The following is a 20,385-nucleotide window of genomic DNA, read 5'->3' as shown; positions in this document are numbered from 1 at the left end:
TTTATTTTCCTGATAATATTAAAAACGGATAAGTGCAGAACCCCAAGTAAAACCGCCACCAAACGCTTCCAGCAAGATTAACTGACCACGTTGAATGCGATTGTCTCTTACAGCTTCATCTAATGCTGTTGGGACTGATGCTGCTGACGTATTGCCGTGGCGATCTAATGTCACCACTACTTTATCCATTGTCATATCCAGCTTTTTCGCTGTCGCTGAAATAATTCTTAAATTTGCCTGATGAGGCACAAGCCAGTCCAGTTCAGATTTATCAATATTGTTAGCTTCGAGTGTCTCATCCACAATGTGGGCAAGTTCACGAACTGCGACTTTAAATACTTCATTTCCTGCCATTGTAACGTAAGCAGGTAAATCTTCATTTTCTTTACGCTGATAAGGTAATGCTAATAAATCACCAAAACGCCCATCAGAGTGTAAATGTGTAGAAATAATACCTTCGTCTTCTGACGCTCCCACAACTGCCGCACCTGCCGCATCACCAAATAAAATAATGGTGCCACGATCGTTAGGATCTAACGCATGGGATAATCTATCAGCACCGATCACAAGAGCATGTTTAACAGAACCTGCTTTAATAAATTGATCAGCAATGCTTAATGCATAAACAAAGCCAGAACATGCGGCTGCAACGTCAAAAGCGATGCAATCATTGATGCCTAACGCATTTTGAATCTGACATGCTGCGCTTGGAAATGCATGTGAGCCTGATGTTGTGGCAACAACAATCAATCCAATATCTTGTTTATCAATACCAGACATTTCTAGTGCTTTTTCAGCCGCACCTGCGCCCATCACAGCAACAGTTTCTTCTTCTGTTGCAATCCGACGTTCATTAATACCTGTTCGGGTAACAATCCATTCGTCAGATGTTTCAACCATTTTTTCTAAATCGGCATTAGTTCGCACTTGTACAGGCAAGTAACTACCAGTACCTAAGATTTTTGTATACATTCTATCAATCGCTCTTGGGTAATACTGTTGTCAGTCGAGAAGCGATCCGTTCTGGGATTTTTCGCTCAACGGCATGAACAGCCTGTTCTATTGCTGCTGTAAACGCGCTTTCATTTGCGCCACCATGGCTCTTAATGACGATACCGCGTAATCCTAACAGAGAAGCACCGTTATACTGGTCGGGGTTCATGTGTCCAAAACGCTTAATTAGCCGTTTTTGTAACCATTTCTTCAATATTTTCATCCACCACGACGTTTTTTTATTTTCAGTAGTAGAAGATTTAATCAATGAAAGGAAAACTCGAATAACTCCTTCCATCGTTTTAAGGGAGACATTACCTGCGAAGCCGTCACACACCAATACATCTGTTTTGCCTGTCAGTAATTCATTACCTTCAACATAACCAATATAATTGATATTAGGTGTTGACTTTAATACTGTAGCGGCTTCGCGGATATTATCTAATCCTTTGCTCTCTTCTTCACCAATATTCAAAAGTGCTACTTTAGGTGAACTAATCCCTGCAATTTCTTCGGCCATCACTGCGCCCATTACGGCAAACTGTACTAACATTTGACTATCACAATTAACGTTAGCACCTAAATCCAGAACGACAGTCTTACTTTTTTTCTGGTTGGGTAATACTGAAACCAGTGCAGGACGTTCAATTCCATCAATAGCATTAAGTCGCAGTTTTGCTAATCCCATTAATACGCCAGTATTACCAGCACTTACACATGCTTGTGCTTCGCCTGTTTTCACGAGATCAAGTGCCACTCGCATTGATGTACCTTTACTGGCTCTAATACCGTGTGAAGGTTTAGCATCATTGGCGACAATATGTTCTGCGGGTATAACATGTAAACGGGAGATTAGCTCAGCATTTTGATCTGCAAGCAGAGGAGAGATAGCGTCTGGTTGACCTACCAGCAATATTTTTAAATGAGGATTAGATGCCAGCGCCCGCAAACAAGCAGGCACTGTGATGCGAGGACCGAAGTCCCCGCCCATCGCATCTAACGCTATGGTTAGATTTGTCAAGGTATCAACGAGCTATAAAGCTAATTACTTGTTGATAACCTTGCGACCACGGTAGTAACCGTCAGCAGTTACATGGTGACGCAGGTGAGTTTCACCAGAAGTTTTGTCAACTGAAACTTGAGTTACTGTCAGCGCGTCATGAGAACGACGCATACCGCGTTTAGAACGAGTTGGTTTGTTTTGTTGTACGGCCATTGACCTTACTCCTTAGTACTTTTCTTTAAACTGGCTAATACGGCAAATGGATTTGGTTTCTCTGATAATTCTTCAGGGAGTTCACCAAACACCATATCCGCGTCGGACACTTCACAGTGTTCAAAATCATGTACCGGAACCACCGGCAAGTTGAGGATTATTTCATCTTCAATCATCGCCAGCAAATCTATTTCACCAAATTCGTTTACATAAACTGGTTCATATTCTTCCGGTAATGTCTCGGCCCGTTCATCACTGACAACAGGGCTAAAACAATATGTTGCGTGAACATGATAAGGAAAATGGCCACCACAACGTTGACATTCTAAAGTGACATCCACATCGGAATGTCCTTTAATCACGGCAAGACGTTGATGGTCAATATCAAATGATAAAGCCACATCAATATTACTGTCCACACTGACCACCGATTCAGCTAAGCGGCTTACTTGCTCTGGAGAATAATGACCGTCATAGTCTAAATTCTTCTGAGCTGCTCGCAGCGCATCAATGGTCAGGGGTAATTTTACCTTTTGCATAAGGCGCGCATATTATCTTTGTAATGGAATATAGTCAAAGAAAAAGGCGGGTTATCTACACCTTTCCACCAAAATTCGCTTTATCAGCGGCGCATAGTTTAGAATGTCAGGCATCATTTTGCTACGGATTTTAAAAAAAATATGTTGCCACTCGTTCTTGCGTCTACTTCACCCTTTCGAGCTCAGTTGCTGAAAAAGCTTGGAATGCCCTTTATACAGGCATCTCCCGATATTGACGAAACCCCGAAGCCCACTGAATGTGCTCAAGATCTTGTCACTCGCTTATCCTATGAAAAAGCTAGCGCTTTACAAGTAAAATTTCCACATCACCTTATTATTGGCTCTGATCAAGTTTGTGTGTTAAATAAAAAAATCACAGGTAAGCCCCATAATTTTGATAATGCTTTCGCACAATTAAAACAAGCTTCAGGACAATGTGTGTCGTTTTATACCGGATTAACAGTATACAATAGTTTAACTTTAGAACATCAAACACATTGTGAATTATTTCAAGTATACTTTCGCCATCTAACTGATGATGAAATTACCCATTATTTAAATAAAGAAATGCCGTTCAATTGTGCGGGAAGTTTTAAGTCTGAAGGGTTAGGTATTACTCTTTTTGATAAAATGGAAGGCAATGATCCAAATTCTTTAATTGGTTTACCACTTATCCGATTGAATAAAATGTTACTCTCGCAAAGAATAAACCCAATATTATTCTCTGATGATCAAAAATAAACCCGATCATCTTATTTTTAATCTTATGTAGCGATAAAACGTATTATGAATAAACTAACATCCGTCTTGATAGCGTTAGTGATGGCAACAGCATTAGTAGGTTGTTCCGATGAAAAAGACTCAGAAATAGCCAAAACGACTAATGTGGCCAATACTGTCCAAGACAGTGTAATTTCAAATAAAAAAGATGACAGCACATCCTCATTCAAAAAGAATTTTGTCAGTAGTTGCATATTAGGATCAGGTATTACTGATGATGCACTCATTCCTCAAATTACAGAAGTGTGCGAGTGCACCTACGACAGCATCATTAAAAATTACGGTATTACCGAATTTATTCGTGTTGATATGGAAATGCGCAAAAATGGTTCAAAATCACTGCCTAAAGAGTGGGATATTGATAACATTGTTGAGCAATGTATGACAAAAGTAGAAAGTTAATGGTATTTTTAAATTAACGATTTTACATAATGTTAGCAAAAAATACGCCCAGCTAACTGGGCGCATTGAGCGTTCGGATTTTCTGTCGAAATAAGAATTTTCAGACCTAAGATTTTTGACTACGTAACACCTGCAAACAATGGCGTAATGTATTATCCATTGGTGCTTCAATTCGCATCTGTTCACCCGTTGAAGGATGAGTGAATGTCAAAGAACTTGCATGTAAAAATAAACGATTAAGCTTTGTTCCAACCAATTGCGCATCAAAATCACGATCACCATAACGATCATCAAAAGCAATAGGATGACCTGCATGTAATGTATGTACACGGATTTGGTGTGTTCTTCCGGTAACAGGGCTTGCTTTCACCAGAGTAGCAAACTCAAAACGCTCTTCCACTTTAAAACGTGTCTCTGAAGGCTTCCCTTCATTACTCACTTTTACTACACGTTCACCACTTTGAAGAATATTTTTCAATAACGGTGCTTGTATCACTTTAGTGTGTGATTGCCACTGACCACGAACTAATGCCAAATAATCTTTTTGCATCTGTTTTAAACGTAATTGCTCATGTAATGCACGTAGTGCTGAACGTTTTTTTGCAATTAACAATACACCGGAAGTATCTCTATCAAGGCGATGAACAAGCTCTAAAAAGCGAGCTTCTGGGCGTAATGCACGCAAGCCTTCAATAACACCAAAGCTTAAACCACTGCCACCATGCACTGCTGTACCTGATGGTTTATTAATCAACATTAAATGTTCATCTTCATATAAAATACAATTAGCTAATGCAGAAACTTTGTCTAATTTTGGTGATACAGCAATTTCTTCTTTTTCTGCTACTCTCACCGGTGGAATACGAATACTGTCACCTGCATTTAATTTATATTCAGGTTTAATTCGCCCTTTATTGACTCGAACTTCCCCTTTACGGATAATTCGGTAAATCATACTCTTTGGTACACCTTTTAAGCGTGCCAGTAGAAAATTATCGATACGCTGGCCTGCTTCATCGCCATCAATGGTGACGAACTGAACTTGATTAAATGATTTCATAGTGGCGATTCTTTGGCTCTCTTAAAATAAAAATAACAAACAACTTTGTGGTGCACAAAATAACATCAATTCTGTCGTCTATTTTAACCTGAATAATGGGAAAAAGACGAAACATTAGCTAATCTCTCATATTTATACAGAAAAAGTCACCAAAGCGGAAAAGTCATCTTGCTATAACCCTAACACCAATGGAATAATGCAGACTCTCCTGATTATGTTTATCAGGTATATTTATGAAAATTTTGTTTGTTTGATTTTCAAAATGCAGCAATGGCGTAAGACATAGTCGAAAATCAAACAATTTAGTATGCCACAAATACATCGCTTATTGAGTTGAAACATTGTGTTCAATTAAAGAGTGCTGAATTTTTGAACTAAAAATCAGACTCACCGAGATATTGCACCTCTATACAATCGACAACCGTGAGGTTGACGCATTTGTAAAAGACACGAGGTCATCGGTTATCAATAGTGTAATTACGTATGTTAGTGGCACATTATAAAACGTGAAAATAACGAGTAAGTCACAATATGAAAAGAATGTTAATTAACGCGACTCAACAGGAAGAGTTGCGTGTTGCCCTTGTGGATGGGCAACGCTTGTACGATCTGGATATCGAAAGCCCCGGTCATGAACAGAAAAAAGCGAATATCTATAAAGGTAAAATCACTCGAATTGAACCCAGCCTAGAAGCAGCTTTTGTTGATTATGGTGCGGAACGCCACGGTTTCCTTCCTATTAAAGAAATAGCCCGCGAATACTTTCCTAGCAATTATCACTCCCATGGCCGTCCTAACATCAAAGATGTCTTGAAAGAAGGTCAGGAAGTTATTGTTCAAGTAGATAAAGAAGAGCGTGGTAATAAAGGTGCTGCATTAACCACTTTTATCAGCCTTGCAGGAAGCTATTTGGTATTAATGCCAAATAATCCTCGTGCAGGTGGTATTTCTCGCCGTATCGAAGGTGAAGACCGTACAGAACTCAAAGAAGCCTTATCAAGTCTTGAAATTCCAGATGGTATGGGTCTGATTGTACGTACTGCGGGTGTCGGTAAATCGGCTGAAGCACTACAACAAGATTTAAGCTATCGCCTAAGACATTGGGATGCCATTAAAAAAGCAGCAGAGAATCGCCCCGCTCCTTTCTTAATCCATCAGGAAAGTAACGTAATCGTTCGCGCATTCCGCGACTATTTACGTCCTGATATTGGTGAAATCTTAATTGATAACGCAAAAGTTGTTGAAATGGCTCGTAGCCATATCGAAGCGATTGGTCGTGGTGATTTTGCCAGCAAAATTCGTCATTATACTGGCGCTGTTCCATTATTTAGCCATTATCAAATTGAATCACAAATTGAATCTGCATTTCAACGTGAAGTTCGCCTACCTTCCGGTGGTGCATTAGTTATTGATACCACTGAAGCATTAACAGCAATTGATATTAACTCTTCTCGTTCAACGCGTGGTGGTGATATCGAAGAAACTGCATTCAATACTAACTTAGAAGCCGCTGACGAAATTGCACGTCAATTACGTTTACGTGACCTCGGTGGTTTAATTGTTATCGACTTTATCGACATGACGCCAGTGCGTCATCAACGTGAAGTTGAGAATAGAATGCGCGAGGCTGTACGCCAAGATCGTGCTCGTATTCAAATTGGACGCATCTCTCGCTTTGGCTTATTAGAGATGTCTCGTCAACGCTTAAGTCCTTCATTAGGTGAATCAAGCCATCACGTTTGTCCTCGTTGCTTAGGCACTGGTACTATTCGTGATAACGAATCATTATCTCTTTCTGTGTTACGTCTAATTGAAGAAGAAGCACTGAAAGAAAATACCCATGAAGTACATGCAATTGTCCCTGTTCAAATTGCCTCTTATTTGCTTAACGAAAAACGTAAAGCCGTAACAGATATTGAACTACGTCAATCTAACGTTAAAGTGGTTATTGTACCTAATGACCAAATGCAAACTCCTCATTTTTCTGTTATTCGAGTGCGTAAGGGCGAAGAAATTACGTCTCTAAGTTACAACTTAGCGCAATTTCATGAAAGTCAGTTAAATGAAGCTGAAGACGATGTTGTCACAGAGCGTAAAGTGCCTGAGCAACCTGCAATTTCAGCCTTTGGATTGCAAGAAGAAAACACTCCAGAAACGACGACGAAAAGTAAAAAAGCACCTCAACCTCAAGCTAAGCCAGTTAAATCAGAACAAGCCCAAGGTACTGGCTTCTTTGCCTCAGTTGCAAAATTCTTCTCTAACTTATTTGGTAGTGAGCCAGAGCCTGCGGTAACACAAGAAAAACCACAGGAAACCAAGAAAGAGAACACAGACAATCGTCGTGAGCGTCGTAATAATAACAATCGACGTAACAACAATCGCCGTGACCGCGATAACGATCGTAATCGTGATAACACGAATAACGAAGACAACCGCAAGAATCGCAATCAAAAACCACAAACAGCTCCAACAACTGAAGTGAGTAGTGAGCAAGAGATTGCAGAACGCGAAGCGCGTCGCCAACAACGTCGCGAACAACGCGCAGAGCAACGTCGTCGCCAAGAAGAAAAACGTCAACAGCAACAAGAAGCCGCGAAAGCACAAGTTGCACTTAGCGAAAATGATACGACTGGAAAAGACAGTGCTGATGAGAAGAAAGAAGAACCTCGTCGCCCTGCTATGCAACGTCGTAATCGTCGCCAATTAACGCAATCTGTGCGTGTAACCGACAGCGATACAACATTAACCATTGCTCCTGTTGCAACTGTTGCAACAACAGAAAAGGCAACCTCAGAACCTCCTGTAGCTATCGCACCAGCTAAAGTTGCTCCAACGGAAAAAACAGCACCTAAAGCCGATGCTGTTGTAAAAGTTGAAACAAATGAAGCACAACCAGTAAAAGCCTTATCTGATGTAGCACCAAAAGCACAAGATGATAATAAAAATGAAGATAACAACGGGCAAGAAAATGTCATGCCTCGTCGTTCTCGTCGTTCACCTCGTCATTTACGTGTAAGTGGTCAACGTCGCCGTCGTTATCGTGATGAACGTACATTAACAGTGTCACCAATGCCACTTACAATGGCAGTTGCATCACCTGAGCTTGCTTCTGGTAAAGTATTTATTCGTTACCCTGTAACACCAGTCAGTGATGCTCCATTTATTGAGAATAGTGTTGAAAATAATAACAATATCGTTGAAAAGAACATTATTACTCATGCAGATCCTCAAATGGTTGCTATCGCACCGGCGGTTTCAGAAGCTATTGTTGCAAAAGTGGAACAAGCAGACACAGCAGAATCAACCTATACTGTGACTGTTAGCTCTGAATCAACCACTGAAGCTGTTGCTGAGATTATTGCAGTAGAGCCACAATCAGCACCGGCAGAAGCAAATAGCATTGAGAATCAAGTTGAAGAAAGTGTTGTCAACAACGTTATCGATGATGTGAATACCGAAGAACATGTCACTCGTAAAGAAAACATTTCTGCGGTATTAAACACAACTGAAGCTTATATGCATGAAGCTTCACAGCAAGTAGAAACAGACGCAGAGGCTGAAAACGTTACACAAGAAGTCATTGCACCAATAGAACGAGAAGTAAGTGAAACATCTACTCCTGAACCTCAACCTATTGCTACTTCAGTTACAACCGAAGAAATAGCAGAGCAACACAAAGAAAATGATGCTGAAGCTATTGTTGAAACAGCTGTTGAGCCTGTCGTTGAAACGGCTATTGAAAGTCAGCCTGAAGAGAGTGAAAGTGTAACGCCTGCAGTAGAGCCAGTACCAGTAAAAGAAAGTAAACCTACAGCTGTTATTATTCGTCAAGAGCCTGTAGTACGCCAACTTCATGCAAGCGCACCAATGACAAAAGCGCCAGCATCTGATGAACCTACTGTCGCAATTGAAATCAAAGCATGGGAAACTCGCCCTGCTTTTGATAAAAAAGGCCGTACTGGTGCAGGTGGGCATTGTTCAACCAACCAAGCTTCATCAGTAATGACTAAAGCTGAAAGTCAAAACTAATAATAAAGTGTTATTAAGAATATCTTGATAATACCTTTAAATTGAGAACCCACTTTTTAGTGGGTTCTTTTTTTGGATAACTATTAGCAAATTAACTTAATGTACTTAACCTCAAATAAGATAAAAAAAGCCCCTGAATATTCAATTCAGAGGCCTTTAATTTCTTATTCTTAGTAAAATAATCAGTCTTTTAGATCAGGAAGATTTTTAATTTCACCCATCGCTTTTAACTGTTTAGAAAGCTCACGGCGTTCTTTAGACAGATCTGCATTTTTAATAATATAATCATCAACACGATCGTCATAGTCACTACGCATATTCGCAATAATACCTAGAACATCCTCGATAGACATACCAGGTTTAATATATTCACTTAAGTTGTCTAATAAAAGAACACGCTTTTGGTTATCACGGATCTTTTTCTCATTGTCAGTGATCTCACGACGGATTTTGTTTTTACGACGATACATACGCACAAACTCCAGTACGTTTTGGAAAGACGGCTTGTTTGCGTTATCCATTTCCTACACCTTTACAATTGATATTTAAGATAAATAGTTCTGTTTAAGATTATCGCTTAATCGTGTCAATAAACAAGCAAAGTTTACAAATTTAATTGATTTCACTTAATTAACAAATAATTAGGATTATTTGTATTAATAAATATAGTCAACATTTTTTAATGAGTAAATGTTGACTTACTTATGAGTAAAAAATGGCTACACATTTTCATGGGTAGCCAAAATCGACACGACAAAGGATAAATTAGAGCACGATTAAACAGGCTGAGCTTTATTTTGATCTCCATGTTGTAAGTTATCAAATGGCAATAACGCTTTCGAATCTGAGCGTAAAAATACAGCTGAAAGAAGCGTTGTTCCTATCACAATACAGCCCATCACCATATAAGTTGGTGCAAACCCATAATGATCATATCCATAACCTGCTAATGGTGAGAGCAATGTTGCAACAATGGAACTCACACATTGGAAACCCACTAAATAGAGTGTTGAAGATAAACGTTTATCAAAATGTTGACTGTTATATTTAAAAATTGAAATTAATAAAATAGGTAACTCAACGGCATGTAATAATTTCATACAAGAGATCAAGATTGGCCCTTCAACTAATCCAGAACCAATAATACGCGTGGCCATAACGCTACTAGCTAGCAATAAACCGTTTTTAGCACCAATTTTATTGACTAAGAACGGAGCGATAAACATACCACCAGCCTCTAGGAACACTTGTAATGAATTTAGATATCCATACATCTCATTACCCTGCTGTAAAGTAGCAAATTGTGATGAGAAAAAGACTGGAAACTGTTGGTCATAAACACCATATACACAGGTTCCAATCACAAATAAAATAAGAGCCCAAAAACGAGGTAATGAAAGTAAATTAAGTGCGTCTTTTACAGTAATACCTGATGTTTTCCCATGCTCTAATTGATTAAATGCGTCTGATTTACCTGTTTTTAATAGAGCCAAAAGAATTAAGAACACGACACCAGAAATAGATGCCATCACAAAATTATAATTAGGATCGATATTAATATTGTGCCCAGCAACAAATGTTGCAGATGCCCACCCAAGCGAGCCCCACATTCTCGCCCTACCATATTCAAAACCACGAATACGACTCACACGTTCTGTATATGACTCTAATACACCAATACCTGCATTAAAGGTCATACCTACATATAACCCCCCAAAAATGGAACCAATAAAAATATTCCAACGTAGTATTGAAGCAAAACCAAGAAAAAATGGCCCAGAAAGAATAAGTAATATCGCAATTACTAATAACAGATTTTTTCTTAGACCTAACTTATCCTGAATAAAGCCATATAAAGGTTGTGCACATAATGCAATAAGAGAAATTGCAGAGAATATCAATCCGGTATCAGTCGCCTTTAACCCAACATACTGGTTTAGCCAAATAGAAACTAATGAAAATGATGAAGACCAGGTAAAAAAGAAGAAAAATAACAGCGCACTTAAAATCGCATAGTATTTTTTTGAGTCTTTGTTCATTGGTTAAGCGCCTTATAAAGTCATTCCACCCCTAAATGTTAACGTTAACTTTTCACTTAACAAACTACTATCTCACTATAATGTGATATAAAGCACAAAAGTTAACGTTAACAACATTGAGTTATGTGTTCTAGCTCTGCTTTTATTTTTCATTGCTATTGTTCAAATAAAACGCACAAAAAGAGATAATATAAGTGGGGTATTCTTTTACTTATCCTCACGCTAATGCCCTCTCTCAGAAACTTTATTAACCTGCTTTAATCTGATATTTCACGTTTTCAACTTTATGGTTTACCATGTCTGCATATCTATCAAGCAAATAAATCATGGAAGGAAACCTTGTCTAATTCAGCGAAAACGCCCACATTTTATGTTCACGACTACGAAACCTTTGGTACACACCCAGCGCTAGATCGCCCAGCTCAATTTGCAGGTATAAGAACTGATATGGATTTCAACATAATTGAAGATCCTCTCGTTATTTATTGCAAACCTAATGACGATTATTTGCCCCACCCCGAAGCGGTAATGATCACGGGAATAACACCACAAATTGCGTTAAAAAACGGTGTTATTGAAGCTGAATTTACTCGTCAAATTCACCAATCATTTAGCCAACCCAATAGCTGTATTATGGGTTATAACAACCTTCGATTTGATGATGAAGTAACCCGTAATATCCTTTATCGTAATTTTTATGATCCTTATGCCTATAGTTGGCAAAAAGGGAATTCTCGGTGGGATTTGCTCGATGTATTACGAGCCTGCTATGCACTACGTGCAGAAGGTATTGTTTGGCCTGAAAATGAAGACGGTTTCCCAAGCTTTCGTCTAGAGCTATTAACTAAAGCCAATGGCATCTCTCATGAGAATGCACATGATGCAATGTCTGATGTTTACGCCACCATTGCGATGGCAAAAAAATTAAAACAAGCACAACCGCGGATGTTTGATTATTTCTTTAATTTACGCGATAAACGTAAAGTTCAGGCGTTAATTGATATTCCCGCCATGACGCCAATTGTACATGTTTCAGGTATGTTTGGAGCTGCTCGTTCTAATTTAAGTCTTGTGGCACCATTGGCATGGCATCCTGATAATCGTAATGCTGTTATTGTGTGCGATTTATCTGCCGATATATCCCCATTATTAACCTTAACATCAGACCAATTACGTGAGCGTTTATATACACCACGCAGTGAATTGTCAGTTGATGAGCCACCTGTTCCCATTAAATTACTGCATATTAATAAATGCCCTATTGTGGCTCCACAAAATACATTAAGACCACAAGATGCAGATAGAATTGGTTTAGATGTTGATACTTGTTTAAATAATCAAGCTATTTTATTTTCACATCCTGAAATACGCAATAAAGTCGTAGAACTCTTCGCTCAACAGGCACCTTTTGTTGTCTCTGATGATGTTGATTCTCAAATTTATAATGGTTTTTTCAGTGAAAATGATCGTAGTGCAATGGACATTATTCGCTCAACACAACCACAGAATTTACCTGCTTTAGATTTAACCTTTGAAGATGCAAGAATGGAGCCGTTATTTTTCCGTTATCGTGCCAGAAATTATCCATCAACATTAAATTATGATGAGCAACAGCGTTGGCTCGCGCATAGAAAAGAAGTGTTAACGCCCGAAAAGCTGACTGAATATATCAATACGATCCAGCTTTTAGCAGAAGAACATAGCGATAACGAAGAAAAACTAAAACAATTACAAGAGCTTTATTTATATGCTCAAGAAATTGCGAGTTAACACTATTCAATAAATTATTAATCAATACCAGAGATTATTATAATCTCTGGTATTAACACACCTTTTTAGGTATAAATTGATTATATATTTACGAATAGCTACGCATAAAAACTAAATGCAAATAAATAAAATAACCACTCATATTTTATACTGAGGTTATTATGCGTTTTAATGTAAAAGAGTGGAATGCTGTTTCTGAGTTATTTACAGGAAGTTTATTATTAGGAAATGGATCATCAATTGCTATAGATCCTAATTTTAATTACTCTAATTTATTTTCCAATGCAAAGTTGCCAAAAAATGTAAAAAATATTTTTGATTCTTTTCACTCTCAAGATTTTGAATATATTTTAAGAAAGTTCACCCAAGCTACAGTAATTAATAGCATCTTCAACATTGATTGTAATGATATTCATATTGCTCACAGTCAAGTGAAAAAAACCTTAATTAATACAGTGAAAGGTATTCACCCTTGCATTGATAAAGTGAGAGATAAAATTAATAATTGTGCTAGTTTTATTAGGCAATTTGACACAATATTCAGTTTGAATTACGACATTATGCTTTATTGGACTATCATGCAAGTTAATGATAATCATCCATATCCACTTTTTAAAGATTGTTTCAATCGTAGTAGTTTTTATGAAGATTTTGAAGAATACCGCGAATACAGAGGTAATCGTTCTAATCTTGTTTTTTATCCTCATGGTAATCTTATTCTTGCAAAGAATGAAAATGATGAAGAGTTAAAATTAAGTATTCAAGGTGATAACCATCTTATCGATCAAATTAGTCAAAATTGGGATGATCATAATTACTCTCCGCTGTTTATCTCTGAAGGTACAAGTGAGGAAAAACTAAAAACCATACGTTCAAGTAACTATTTAACACGTATTTATCATGAAGCTATTCCAACCATTAATGATAGTTTACTCATTTTAGGCTGGAGTATGGGTACTCAAGATGAACATATTTTAAAACAAATCCCTTTTGATAAAATCAACCATCTTGGGATCGTGATTTTTATGAATGATAATTACGAAGAGACATGCGATTATTTTTATTCTCGCATTCGTCATTTTATTAACCCTGATGAAATTGATGTTCATTTTATTGCTCATAACAGTGAAGCATTATGGGCTAATGACTAAATAAACAAAAGGCAGGTTTTATCCTGCCTTTATTATTTTCAATCACAAAGAAATAAAATTTTATTCTTTATTCTCAATGTTACTTATTTTAGGTTCACTATGTGCATGCCCACAGCCACACTCTTCTCCCCAATATTTTAATTTCGAGGTTTTACCTATACCTGGATTCATACTATTGGTTGGATCGTTATGTTTATAGAACGCTTTTAATTGAGGCTTCGCATAATACATATGGCCAACATTATGCTCTGCGGGGTACTCTGCTCCACGTTTATCTAATAACGCTAACATTTCTTCTTTTAGCGCCTTCGCATCAACACCTTTTTTAATAATGTAGTCCTGATGCATAACGTGGCACATAAAATGACCACAATAGAGTTTATAAAGTAATTTACTTTCTATTTCTGGTGGTAATTTTTCAAACCAATCTTTGTCATTACGACGCAATGCAATATCTAATGGCAATACATCTTCAACGTCATTCACATGAACAGCATGATAACGAACAGCGGCACCAGCAGCAGCAAAACGGTGCAAGAATGCTTTATTCCCTTCCTCTTCAGTGCATTCAAAATAATCACCCGAAGCTTGTTTAAAGTATTCTTTTAAATAGGTTGATGCCTCTTCAATGCCCTCATCAGCCATTCTTAACATTAAATGATGTTCATATTTATCGCGGAAATCTGTCATACGTTCGGGTAAATGAGCTGGCCATAATTTGCTCATAAACTGCATGGTTCTATCGACCATATTTTTAGGTAAAAAAGGGACTTTATTTAATACCGCATCTACTCGCCCTTTCACGGTAAATAAAATAGGCATTTTATCTGTACCCAATTTATCAATCACTAAAAATGTATCTTTTCCATACACTTCAGCCATTTTATAGTAGCTTCTATGCATATACTCTCCTGCAACAGGAAGCTTTTTAAAATGACTTAAAATATGGCGACGAACATCTTCTAGCTCGTCAGGATTATTAGTACCAATATAAAAGACTTGAGTACGATGATCCGCTGGGAATGTATCTAATCGCACAGCAAAAACAGATAATTTACCCGCACTCCCCGCGGCCTCATATAAACGGCGTTCATCATTATTAAATCGAGAAGGCGTATTGGCATCTACATCACGCACACGTTCATGATATTCATGATCGGATGCTAATTTTTCTGTCGCTTGTATTTGTTTCTCATGGTAATGACGATTATCTAAATTGGTTAAAATCTCTTCTGGGGTTTCGCCTAAATCAATTCCTAAATGGTTAACTAATTCAGCCTCGCCTTTTTCATTAACACGTGCATACAGCGATAATTCTGTATAAGCAGGTCCTCGACGAACTAAAGCTCCGCCGGAGTTATTGCAGATCCCTCCAATAACAGAAGCACCAATACAAGACGAGCCAATAACAGAATGAGGTTCACGTCCTAATGGCTTTAATACTTTTTCTAAATGCCACAGCGTGCTACCAGGAAAGGCAATAACTTGATTATGCTCTGAGAGAACCTGTATTTTATCTTGACGTAATGTACTAATAATCACAATATCTCTATCATAATCATCGCCATTAGGCGTCGAACCTTCTGTTAGTCCCGTATTCGCCGCTTGCATAATAATAATTTTATCAGCTTCAACACAGGTTTTAAAAACACGCCATTGTTCTAATAAATTGGCAGGAAATACAACTGCTAATGCCTTTCCTTGTCCTGAACGAAAGCCTTTACGATAACGTTCTGTTTTATGTGCTTGTGTTAATACCTGTTTTTTACCAACAATACTTTCAAGTTTACGAATAAAATGTTGATTTACAGAGCTATTACTCTCATTCATTTTCCCTATCCTATTCCTGTCTTGTCTGATTAATTTGTATTTTGCTCGCTTTTATTATTACTCATAAGGCTACGTGCAAAATATAAACTTATCATTTATATAACTGCTTTTATACTGCTATCCACATTTCCAAAAAAAAATAACATAATTTGTGTTCAGCCATTTTTGTTATTTAAAAATATTTTTGATATTTATTTCTTAAACAGAATATAGATAAGCCTCAATTTGCTATTTTATTCTATTATTAGCTTTTCTCTTGCTAGTCGATCCCATGCTTGGCAACTTCGACTTTTATAACCATTTTTATTATTTGCTAATGCCAATTGATATGACAATATAGGTTCAACAACAGGAAGTACCACTAAATCACCTATGGGATTTTTATTGCACATACTCCTAGGCAGTAGCGTTACACCTACACCCGCTTTTACCATCGCTATAATTAAATCTAAATGATTGCTACGTCCCGCAACAATAGGCGTTGTATTATAAATACCACAGGCACTATAAACTAAATCATTAATGCGAAAATCTTCAGAGAAGAAAATAAATGATTCATTAATCAACTCGTTAAAATGTACTTCTTTTTTGATGGCTAAAGGATGTGATGGAGACACTAATAGCATCAAGCTTTCTTCTGAAAAAGGTGTTAATTCAAATATATCATTATTAAAAGGTAATACTACGGCCGCGGTTTCTACTTTTCCCTCTATCATCGCTTCTGCCATTTGTTTAGTTCCTAATTCAAATATTTTTAGTTCAACCTGAGGGTGTAGAGAACTAAATGCCATAATAATGTCGGCAAAATATGTCGAAGCTATTACCGGAGGTAATCCCACATTTAATGCCCCTGTCAATGGTCCAGACTTGTCTTGTATAGCTTTATTCATACTATTAAATTGCGTGAGTATCTTTTTTGCATGTTCAAAAAGTATTGCACCATCATCAGTTAACCTTACACCATTGACCTCTCTCACTAATAAAACAACACCTAATTCATCTTCTAATTTTTTAATACTGCGACTAATCGCAGGTTGCGTAATAAACAATGCATCAGCTGCTCGGCTAAACCCATTTAATTGAACAACCTCAACAAAATAGCGAAGCGTGCGAATATCCATTAGCAATACTTACCTTATTACATTTAGTTATACCATCAATAATAATAAACCATTTCATATCAAATAATATCCGCGATAAAACATTAAGCATAATATAAATGAATAATTCTATTTTTAGAGATTATTATTCTGATTTTATGGAGATAATATGAACAACACCGTTATTGAATATATTTTAAACCAATTATATGACTTAGGTATAAGTGATATTTTTGGCGTTGCCGGCGATTACGCCTTTCCTATTGAAGACACAATTTGTAATAACAACCATCTGCGTTGGATTGGTAACTGCAATGAATTAAATGCGGCTTATGCTGCTGATGGTTATGCTCGAATTAAAGGTATGGCAGCGTTATCGACAACATTTGGTGTGGGTGAATTAAGTGCGATTAATGCTATTGCAGGCTCTTATGCAGAAAATCTACCTATTTTTCATTTAGTGGGTATGCCAGCAAGTGGCGTACAAAAAAGCAAACGTCTCGTTCACCATACCTTAGGTAATGGCGATTTTGATATTTTCTATCAATTAGCCCAACGTCTTGCGTGTGCTCATGCAATATTAACGCCTGAAAATTGTATTGCTGAAATGGAGCGTTTAATTGCAACAGCATTAAAAGAACGTCGTCCTGTTTATATTGGCTTACCATCTGATTATGCAGTGATGCCAGTAATAGAAAATACATCTGTTACCACACCGAAAAAACCAATAAGTGATAAAGAAATATTAGAAAAAGTGGCATCACTGATTATTGATAAGCTTACACAAAGCAATAATATCTGCGTATTACCCGGTATTTTATCCGCACGTTTAGGGTTATCAGATAATGTCCAAGCTTTTATTGATAAAACAGGTTTACCTTACGCCACTATGTTTATGGATAAAAGTATATTAAGTGAATCTAATGCTCAATATGTTGGGATGTACGATGGAAAATTAATGACGCCTGATGTCAGAGAGTTTGTCGAAAATAGCGAGTATATATTAGGGATCGGTGCAATGATGACAGACTTTAATACCGGTAGTTTTACCGCCAGTATTAAACCAACGCAATTTATCAGCATCATGTCAGATTATGTTGAAATTGATTCTGTTGTTTATGACGATATTTATATGGAAGATGTTCTCTCCGCGCTCACAAAACAACTACCTTATAAAAAATATCATCAGATAAAGGCTAAAGGGTTAAACAACGCGGTTTTATCTGAACATGGTGAAATTACGGCTCAATATCTTTATCCTCGTTTAGAAAAATTCTTTAAACCTAATGATATTATTATTGCTGAAACAGGCACCTCATCAATGGGATTAGGTTTTACTTTATTACCCGAAGGTGCACAATTTCATAATCAAACACTGTGGGGCTCTATTGGTTGGGCAACACCAGCTTCATTTGGTGCTGCACTTGCCGCGCCTGAAAAACGCGTTATTTTAATTACAGGTGAAGGCTCACATCAATTAACCGTACAAGAAATTAGCCAATTTGTTCGCTTTGGACTAAAACCAATCATTCTTGTTTTAAATAACGACGGTTATTTAATTGAACGACTGTTGTGTGATTATCCCGAAGCTTATTATAACGATCTTGCTCAATGGAATTATCATCAATTGCCTAAAGCTTTCGGTGCAAAAGATTGGCATTGTGAGAAAGTTACAACGATAGATGAATTAAATAAAGCACTTGAAATAGCCGAATCAATAGAAAGTGCCTCTTACATCGAAATAGTAACAGAGCGATATGAAGCTTCTGAATTAGCACAAAAATTAAAAGAGTCTAAAGATTCGCTTTATTCGTTTTAACGTAAACATGTAAAACTAAATCTTAAATAAACTCATTTTATTAGGCTATAAAAAAGCCTAGCTATTATTTTAATCTTTTTTAGCTAGGCTTTATTTAGATGTAAACATAACATAGTAAAATATAAATTAATTTATAATTCCATGAGTTTACAATTAATTGATTTTTATTTTACTAATAATACAAAATTTATGTTATTAATTATAAATAACGTAATTCAAGTTTTGACATCGAAGATGCTACCGAATCTTTATCTTGAGGATTTTCTTTTATATAGTTTTTTGATATAACTCGCATTAATTCAACAAAATTTTTAGGTGATATAGTTGAAGATTCATAATCACCAATAAAAAAAGTTACCTCTTGAAAATCAGCGGGATCATCTAAATCCATATCTAATACATATTCAGAACCTTCACAAATAACATTACCAATTCCCCTAGATGCATCATAAATAAATTGTCTAAAATTCATTTTTTCCATTTTATACATCGTCTCTAATAAGTAGAATAAATCTCCACCATTATTTTCATAGAGATAATGTTCACTTTCTTTCAACCATTTTAAATTATCACTAGACTTCATCATCATAAGCACCTTGAGAATTAATCACTTTGTATATGGAAATAGATATTTTAGTTAAATGATAATAAGCTCACTATCTCTATCAAAAGGTTTTTTTACATCATAGTGATAAATTTTATTAGGATCATCAGTTGCTGTAAGTAAAAAGTAGTACTGAGTATAACTTTCCACTGAGATAAAAAGTGATTTTTTTATCTAATAAATCATACTATTGAATAGTAGGTAGTTCCTCTCTCATTCCTGATTACATCAATATACTTCCTCTTATTGTTTTTTTGATTTCTATAAAAAAGAAGAGGATCATCGCCAAAGAGACCACCACTAAAACGCCCTATGCTGGTTAAAAAATCATAAAGGCTTGGTAGAGATTGGTCGTAATTTAGATTTGAAAAACTAGCGTCAAAGAATTAGTACTAAATAGCGATTCCAAAACTGACATCATGGATAATTAATCGAATTTACTAAAATTTATGGTTAGAAATCGCTTTATCCTCACATGCTACGCTGGATCGTTGATAATTCAATTAACTATGGTCTTCATCACCACAGGGCAATTCAACATAACACTAGGAGATTATGTACAATTGATACTACCCAATCACGTATAATCAGCATTATGTCTTGCGCCCTTTAGTGATAATAATTACAGACTGATGTCTGGCTGGACACTACAAAGTTAATATCTATTTAATGATTGACTTAGCCACTCAATGTTTATTTTCCCAATAATTCACAAATAGATGAATACCACTAAAACTCAAACCAAATACTCCCCCCAAAAACAATCGGTTTTTTTAAAAAAAATATATCAATATAAAAAACACCTAATTTCATATAATGAATAAATTCAACAATAAAACCAAGCAATAAGAATGTAATAAAAACCAGTATAAAGTAACAAAAAACAACATTAAAAAATAATTAATTACTTTCATTTTCGTTCTCTATTGTGATTTCCTTCAATACTTCGCTAGTCTCTTTATTTAAATATTCTGAACCCGCAGATCCAAGGAGGTTACCTATAATTCCAGGCATTGGTGATACACTCGGTGGAGCTATCATTGATGGCATTAC

General features: G+C 36.6%; 16 protein-coding genes. 6 read left to right on the top strand and 10 right to left on the bottom strand.

Features of this window, described 5'->3' with window-relative positions:
• Positions 1-18: 18 nt before the first annotated feature.
• Genes ABN256_RS16600 through yceD form a run of 4 tightly spaced genes read right to left on the bottom strand, consistent with a single transcriptional unit; the run spans position 19 to position 2,748 of the window.
• A complete protein-coding gene (locus ABN256_RS16600; RefSeq protein ID WP_109409383.1) occupies positions 19-972 on the bottom strand; it encodes a beta-ketoacyl-ACP synthase III in 954 nt (317 codons plus the stop codon).
• 4 nt (positions 973-976) lie between these two features.
• Complete coding sequence (gene plsX / locus ABN256_RS16595) at positions 977-2,014, bottom strand: phosphate acyltransferase PlsX (protein WP_197269343.1); 1,038 nt, start codon at positions 2,012-2,014, stop codon at positions 977-979.
• 24 nt (positions 2,015-2,038) lie between these two features.
• Positions 2,039-2,209: a 50S ribosomal protein L32 gene (rpmF, locus tag ABN256_RS16590; RefSeq protein WP_006537252.1), complete on the bottom strand. Its 171-nt coding sequence runs from the start codon at positions 2,207-2,209 to the stop codon at positions 2,039-2,041.
• Positions 2,210-2,214: 5 nt separating this feature from the next.
• Entirely contained in the window at positions 2,215-2,748 is a 534-nt protein-coding gene (gene yceD, locus ABN256_RS16585; RefSeq protein WP_023582576.1) for a 23S rRNA accumulation protein YceD, read from the bottom strand.
• 141 nt (positions 2,749-2,889) lie between these two features.
• Here yceD and ABN256_RS16580 point away from each other — a divergent pair, with 141 nt between their 5' ends.
• Positions 2,890-3,489 carry a Maf family protein gene (locus tag ABN256_RS16580; protein ID WP_196553262.1) on the top strand — a complete coding sequence of 200 codons (600 nt, stop codon included), beginning with the start codon at positions 2,890-2,892 and terminating at the stop codon, positions 3,487-3,489.
• A gap of 45 nt (positions 3,490-3,534) precedes the next feature.
• Complete coding sequence (locus ABN256_RS16575; protein WP_196553263.1) at positions 3,535-3,930, top strand: hypothetical protein; 396 nt, start codon at positions 3,535-3,537, stop codon at positions 3,928-3,930.
• 106 nt (positions 3,931-4,036) lie between these two features.
• On the opposite strand, the gene rluC is transcribed toward ABN256_RS16575, so the two are convergent.
• The gene (rluC, locus tag ABN256_RS16570) at positions 4,037-4,990 is read right to left on the bottom strand and encodes a 23S rRNA pseudouridine(955/2504/2580) synthase RluC (protein WP_196553264.1); all 954 of its coding nucleotides are present in this window, start codon (positions 4,988-4,990) and stop codon (positions 4,037-4,039) included.
• Positions 4,991-5,521: 531 nt separating this feature from the next.
• Here rluC and rne point away from each other — a divergent pair.
• Complete coding sequence (gene rne / locus ABN256_RS16565; protein WP_349439779.1) at positions 5,522-9,019, top strand: ribonuclease E; 3,498 nt, start codon at positions 5,522-5,524, stop codon at positions 9,017-9,019.
• A gap of 182 nt (positions 9,020-9,201) precedes the next feature.
• Here rne and tmaR read toward each other — a convergent pair whose 3' ends face one another.
• Together tmaR and ABN256_RS16555 are read right to left on the bottom strand one after the other, a co-directional pair.
• Positions 9,202-9,540, bottom strand: coding sequence for a PTS system regulator TmaR (tmaR, locus tag ABN256_RS16560; protein ID WP_036937771.1), 339 nt, complete (start codon positions 9,538-9,540; stop codon positions 9,202-9,204).
• 255 nt (positions 9,541-9,795) lie between these two features.
• On the bottom strand, positions 9,796-11,058 hold the full coding sequence (locus tag ABN256_RS16555; RefSeq protein ID WP_196553266.1) for an MFS transporter: 1,263 nt from the start codon (positions 11,056-11,058) through the stop codon (positions 9,796-9,798).
• Positions 11,059-11,397: 339 nt separating this feature from the next.
• On the opposite strand from ABN256_RS16555, the gene sbcB reads away from it, so the two are divergent.
• Positions 11,398-12,828, top strand: a complete 1,431-nt coding sequence (sbcB, locus tag ABN256_RS16550) for an exodeoxyribonuclease I (RefSeq protein WP_349439777.1) — start codon at positions 11,398-11,400, stop codon at positions 12,826-12,828.
• Positions 12,829-12,989: 161 nt separating this feature from the next.
• Positions 12,990-13,979 (top strand): DUF4917 family protein, encoded by a 990-nt coding sequence (locus ABN256_RS16545; RefSeq protein ID WP_349439776.1) that lies wholly within the window; start codon positions 12,990-12,992, stop codon positions 13,977-13,979.
• Between the two features lie 60 nt (positions 13,980-14,039).
• Here ABN256_RS16545 and dld read toward each other — a convergent pair whose 3' ends face one another.
• Both dld and ABN256_RS16535 read right to left on the bottom strand, forming a co-directional pair.
• Positions 14,040-15,809 (bottom strand): D-lactate dehydrogenase, encoded by a 1,770-nt coding sequence (gene dld, locus ABN256_RS16540; protein WP_349439774.1) that lies wholly within the window; start codon positions 15,807-15,809, stop codon positions 14,040-14,042.
• Between the two features lie 233 nt (positions 15,810-16,042).
• Entirely contained in the window at positions 16,043-16,930 is an 888-nt protein-coding gene (locus tag ABN256_RS16535; protein ID WP_349439773.1) for a LysR family transcriptional regulator, read from the bottom strand.
• A 148-nt stretch (positions 16,931-17,078) separates the two neighbouring features.
• On the opposite strand from ABN256_RS16535, the gene ABN256_RS16530 reads away from it, so the two are divergent.
• Positions 17,079-18,728 (top strand): alpha-keto acid decarboxylase family protein, encoded by a 1,650-nt coding sequence (locus ABN256_RS16530; RefSeq protein WP_349439771.1) that lies wholly within the window; start codon positions 17,079-17,081, stop codon positions 18,726-18,728.
• A 199-nt stretch (positions 18,729-18,927) separates the two neighbouring features.
• On the opposite strand, the gene ABN256_RS16525 is transcribed toward ABN256_RS16530, so the two are convergent.
• Complete coding sequence (locus tag ABN256_RS16525; RefSeq protein WP_349439770.1) at positions 18,928-19,314, bottom strand: hypothetical protein; 387 nt, start codon at positions 19,312-19,314, stop codon at positions 18,928-18,930.
• Positions 19,315-20,385: the final 1,071 nt, after the last annotated feature.

It is taken from the genome of Proteus sp. fly-1008, from assembly GCF_040140305.1.
Lineage (GTDB): Bacteria > Pseudomonadota > Gammaproteobacteria > Enterobacterales > Enterobacteriaceae > Proteus > Proteus vulgaris_B.
Note: the sequence above shows the minus strand (reverse complement) of the source record. Positions and strands in the feature narration are given on the sequence as shown.

What these genes read in the sequence shown, in the direction of transcription:
- ABN256_RS16525 (WP_349439770.1), bottom strand. Translation starts at nt 19,314, where the DNA reads ATGATGAAGTCTAGTGATAATTTAAAATGGTTGAAAGAAAGTGAACAT.
- ABN256_RS16530 (WP_349439771.1), top strand. Translation starts at nt 17,079, where the DNA reads ATGAACAACACCGTTATTGAATATATTTTAAACCAATTATATGACTTA.
- rpmF (WP_006537252.1), bottom strand. Translation starts at nt 2,209, where the DNA reads ATGGCCGTACAACAAAACAAACCAACTCGTTCTAAACGCGGTATGCGT.
- dld (WP_349439774.1), bottom strand. Translation starts at nt 15,809, where the DNA reads ATGAATGAGAGTAATAGCTCTGTAAATCAACATTTTATTCGTAAACTT.
- ABN256_RS16575 (WP_196553263.1), top strand. Translation starts at nt 3,535, where the DNA reads ATGAATAAACTAACATCCGTCTTGATAGCGTTAGTGATGGCAACAGCA.
- ABN256_RS16545 (WP_349439776.1), top strand. Translation starts at nt 12,990, where the DNA reads ATGCGTTTTAATGTAAAAGAGTGGAATGCTGTTTCTGAGTTATTTACA.
- tmaR (WP_036937771.1), bottom strand. Translation starts at nt 9,540, where the DNA reads ATGGATAACGCAAACAAGCCGTCTTTCCAAAACGTACTGGAGTTTGTG.
- rne (WP_349439779.1), top strand. Translation starts at nt 5,522, where the DNA reads ATGAAAAGAATGTTAATTAACGCGACTCAACAGGAAGAGTTGCGTGTT.
- ABN256_RS16600 (WP_109409383.1), bottom strand. Translation starts at nt 972, where the DNA reads ATGTATACAAAAATCTTAGGTACTGGTAGTTACTTGCCTGTACAAGTG.
- ABN256_RS16535 (WP_349439773.1), bottom strand. Translation starts at nt 16,930, where the DNA reads ATGGATATTCGCACGCTTCGCTATTTTGTTGAGGTTGTTCAATTAAAT.
- ABN256_RS16580 (WP_196553262.1), top strand. Translation starts at nt 2,890, where the DNA reads ATGTTGCCACTCGTTCTTGCGTCTACTTCACCCTTTCGAGCTCAGTTG.
- rluC (WP_196553264.1), bottom strand. Translation starts at nt 4,990, where the DNA reads ATGAAATCATTTAATCAAGTTCAGTTCGTCACCATTGATGGCGATGAA.
- ABN256_RS16555 (WP_196553266.1), bottom strand. Translation starts at nt 11,058, where the DNA reads ATGAACAAAGACTCAAAAAAATACTATGCGATTTTAAGTGCGCTGTTA.
- yceD (WP_023582576.1), bottom strand. Translation starts at nt 2,748, where the DNA reads ATGCAAAAGGTAAAATTACCCCTGACCATTGATGCGCTGCGAGCAGCT.